The sequence below is a fragment of the Rhizobium cauense genome, assembly GCF_019511525.1.
Lineage (GTDB): Bacteria > Pseudomonadota > Alphaproteobacteria > Rhizobiales > Rhizobiaceae > Rhizobium > Rhizobium cauense.
In genome coordinates, this window is the sequence record NZ_JAEUAT010000047.1 from 1 (window position 1) to 3,329 (window position 3,329).

Annotated in this window: 3 protein-coding genes; 1 reads left to right on the forward strand and 2 read right to left on the reverse strand. The window is 57.9% G+C overall.

The window, feature by feature from the left end:
* Positions 1–970: 970 nt before the first annotated feature.
* A complete protein-coding gene (locus JNB88_RS32980; RefSeq protein WP_220359151.1) occupies positions 971–1,954 on the forward strand; it encodes a helix-turn-helix transcriptional regulator in 984 nt (327 codons plus the stop codon).
* Between the two features lie 8 nt (positions 1,955–1,962).
* Here the strand turns inward: JNB88_RS32980 and JNB88_RS32985 are convergent, their stop codons facing one another.
* Entirely contained in the window at positions 1,963–2,142 is a 180-nt protein-coding gene (locus JNB88_RS32985; protein WP_220359152.1) for a hypothetical protein, read from the reverse strand.
* Positions 2,143–2,459: 317 nt separating this feature from the next.
* The coding region (locus tag JNB88_RS32990) for a hypothetical protein (protein WP_220359153.1) at positions 2,460–3,329 on the reverse strand (870 nt) is incomplete at its 5' end.

Here is a 3,329-nt window from a genome sequence, read left to right on the forward strand (position 1 = left end):
GAGCAATCTTACGGCGTTCGTCCAATCCAATCTGAGAGTAGGTGCGCTTCATTGCATCGTCCTTGCAATTGATAACCCATTGGGATCATTAGCAAGTCGCACTTCATTCTAGAACCCACCGGCTACACACTTGAAGTGGCGTAATCTATCTTATGGAACTACCAAAACCACCAGCATCCAACCAGCCAGCTCTGAATCGAATGCCGAGTTTTCCCAAACGAACCACTGGCATCCGCGATGCGTGGCGCGGGTGCCATTGCCCAATTCGACATGAGCGAACTCCGGTGCGATCCCTGTCGGGTTTCCTCGAGGTTGGAAATCAGGCTCCCACACTTGATCTCGACGACTTCGCGCCCCGCGGAACAGAGGTGAGCCAGATGAGCGGCTTCGTGGGCGTCGCCCTGTTTCTGTAACAGGGCCGCATCCTCGGTGTCTTCACGCGAAGCGCATGAGATCGGATGATGAAAAGAGCAGTTTGCCGTCGACGACTCTCACGATGAGCTCCTTGCATTATACTTGAGCGCGAAACTTCGAATTCTCAGGGATTGCGCGAACGCGTCCATGCCTTGCCTCAAGCGCAATCGGACGCCCTTGCGGCGCAGGATACGATATTCGCGTTCAGCCCAACCTCTCGTGGTTGCGGTAATGGTCGCAATCCAATGCCCAGGGGCGCCCTCATAGCAGTCCTGCCGGACCTTGATAGCGGGAGCAGAGATTCGAAGCTCAGAACTCCGAACCACCCAGCCTGCGCCTTTCGCGTCGGCCGACGCAAGTTCGGCTTCGTCTTTGCAAAACTCGAGGCGATCAATCCGTATAATCCTGGCCATCATTCGCTCCTCTGCTTCCATGAACCCACATTCGCGGCGGTGGCTTTCAGCTGCCGTTTTCCCCGGTCGAGATGTCGACCCGCTCTGCAACGCGTTGTAATGTGCGTGGGTGTCAAATCTGGACACCCACGTCAGGAGCAAAGATGTCCTTTTCAAAAGCCCAAGATTTAATCCGCCTCGCGCGCCTGGCCGCGACGAGACGCATCGGGATTAGCCTCGAGGAAATCTGCGCGGAGTTCGAAGTTACCCACCGGACCGCTCAGCGTATGACCGAGGCGCTCGAAACAGTGTTTACAGGCGTCGAATGGCAGGATGGCCCTGATCGCCGACGTCGTTGGCGTGTCTCCGATCCGATGCTCGATCGGCTGCGGCCGAGGGAAGAGACCGCTATCGAAGCATTAGAGATCGCCGGCCGTTCGGCGCATGCAGAGGGCCGGGTCCGGCACGCCAAAGCGCTATCTGATTTGCGAGAGGGCCAGCTTGCTCGCCTTACGCCAAGAGACGCCCTCAGGACAGAAGCGGATGCCGAGGCGGTGCTGACCGCCATGGGATCGGTGACAAAGCCCGGTCCGCGGGTCAACCTCAAGCCAGCCGTTCTTGATGCAATCATAGAGGCGCTCCGTGGTCCATTCCGTTTGCGACTGCGATACGGAGAGCCGGATGCTCTCGAACGCATCATCGAGCCGCATGGGCTTCTGCTCGGTCACCGAAGCTATCTGGTCGCCCGACAGCCCTCTCGTGGTGACACAATTCTGAATTTCCGGACTGACCGAATTCATGGAGCTGAAGCGTTGGATGAGAGCTTCGCGATGGCCGACGGTTTCTCGTTGGACGACTATGCTTCCCAATCATTCGGCGTCTATCAGGACCCCTCTCAATATGGCGAGGTCATCTGGCGTTTTGCGCCTGAAGCGGCAACGCGCGCCGCCGAGTTTCGCTTTCATCCAACGCAGGTTCTGGAGCCGCTGGATGATGGGAGCCTGATTGTCCGCTTCCACGCCGCCGGGTGGCTAGAAATGACTTGGCACCTTTATCAATGGGGAGACAAAGTAGAGGTCATCGCACCCGAGGGGCTACGCGCGATGGTCGCGGGCTATCGCAGGGCGGATTTTGGCGCGTTCCCGTAAGAGCTGCCTCAGGCTACGGCCACACTTTCCGTAACCCAGGCAATAGCAACCTCAAGAAATCTTTCGGTAGGAGTGCGGCCATCAATTTTCTCGCGGCCATACAAGATTGCCACGATCGCCGCTCTAACCGTTTGGTCGTGCTGCCCGCGGAGCGCGACAAGTGCGTTCAGCTTTTCAAGTGGTGTCATTCCTTCACTCCCAAACGCGCTTTCGGTGCGTCGCGTGGCAAGTGAATAGGCCGCAGCGAGCGCTGCGACGATTTGAACGGCTGTCAGAAACGACCAGGATAGCGCCGATGTCCCATCGCTAAGACCGGGAGAACACATTGCCCGTTCATGTTCGGAATTAGGGAAATTCTTATTTCGCTGCTAGCTCCATCCAGCCAATTGCGTGTGGTTAGCTCTCACCCCTATCAGCCCCGTGCTAGAAATCCGTTCTGAAGCCCCCAATCCCTCTCGGGAGCACCCTGGCGTCTATGATCGTCGGATTCTAAGACATTCTGCCCTCACGGCTTCGTCAGAAGCGCTACCAGCGTGTCGAAGTCGGTGTCATTCTGGGCTTCGCAGCTGCCTTCCTTTCTGGGCTGCTGGCCATCGAGTAGTTCGTTGACAATCCGCTTGGCATTCGGGGAAAGCGCCCAGTTCATAGGGACGTCTAGCGAGCATAGGTCGATGGTCAGGACAATCGGTCGCTGACCTGTTCGAGTGGGCGGGTCGAGGTAAAGGAGGGTCTTCAGCTTTTCGCCGTGCGCACCGCGGCTTCGGAACAGACCTTGGAGCGGCCCGAACAAGTCCGGAACGATGGTCGCAGCGCCAGGCTCGCCAGGACAACCCGTTTTGACCGTGTGGCCGCGGCAGGCTATCGGCGTTGACGCCTGCATTGCGTTTGCTTTCTCGGGAGCGGCGAACGGAGGATTGACGCCATCATTGGAAAGCAAAAGGAAGATCGGCATCACGTTATCTCCTGCCGCAATGCCTTGTGCACCAAACATTGAGCGTGCCAATCCCCTTATCGTCTCGACGCCGGCGGCATCGAAGTAGCCGCCGTCAACGATGTGAACCGCATCGACCTTCTGTGGCAGTGCCGGGTTCCGGATGGTCCCACTCGAGCTTACGATTGGAAATCGTGCCCCGTTCAGAACCGCCGTAGATAGTCGAACATCTCGCTGCGCGACGTCGTGGAAGTCCCAAGCATCAATAGCATCGCCGAAATCGATATTACTTGTCAGGATCGGTCTACCGTCTTCCTCCAGCGCGCCGCCGATCAACCACGAAGGCAGCCACCGCGCGGAATCATCTTTCCATAACGACAGGAAGTCGCGCTCGAACCTGTCGGGAGCGTCACAACGCCCGTCAGCGCACATCCCCTCCCAACC

Excerpts from the sequence above, each read along its gene's own strand:
- JNB88_RS32985 (WP_220359152.1), bottom strand. The coding sequence starts at position 2,142 with ATGACACCACTTGAAAAGCTGAACGCACTTGTCGCGCTCCGCGGGCAG.
- JNB88_RS32980 (WP_220359151.1), top strand. The coding sequence starts at position 971 with ATGTCCTTTTCAAAAGCCCAAGATTTAATCCGCCTCGCGCGCCTGGCC.